Source organism: Kitasatospora sp. LaBMicrA B282 (assembly GCF_050325825.1).
GTDB lineage: Bacteria > Actinomycetota > Actinomycetes > Streptomycetales > Streptomycetaceae > Kitasatospora.
This window is the reverse complement of the sequence record NZ_JBNQTI010000408.1, coordinates 1-456: the sequence shown is the minus strand read 5'-3', so window position 1 is coordinate 456 and position 456 is coordinate 1. Positions and strand designations below refer to the sequence as shown.

The following is a 456-nucleotide window of genomic DNA, read 5'->3' as shown; positions in this document are numbered from 1 at the left end:
ATGAATGGCGGATTTACCTACCACTCGGGCTACACCCTTACCCCGGGACAACCACCGCCCGGGATGGACTACCTTCCTGCGTCACCCCATCACTCACCTACTAACCGCTTGGTTCAGCGGCTCCACCACTCCCCTCAACTCCGAAGAGATCAGGGCGGCTTCACGGCCTTAGCATCACGATGCTCGATGTTTGACGCTTCACAGCGGGTACCGGAATATCAACCGGTTATCCATCGACTACGCCTGTCGGCCTCGCCTTAGGTCCCGACTTACCCTGGGCAGATCAGCTTGACCCAGGAACCCTTAGTCAATCGGCGCACACGTTTCTCACGTGTGTATCGCTACTCATGCCTGCATTCTCACTCGTCAACCGTCCACAACTACCTTCCGGTGCTGCTTCACCCGGCAGACGACGCTCCCCTACCCATCACAGCACCCGTTGGGGCTACTTGTATG

1 rRNA gene is annotated in these 456 nt (G+C 57.9%); it reads right to left on the bottom strand.

Annotated features, from left to right (window positions below):
- A 23S ribosomal RNA gene (locus ACQRUO_RS39695) occupies nt 1-456 on the bottom strand; the annotation flags it as partial.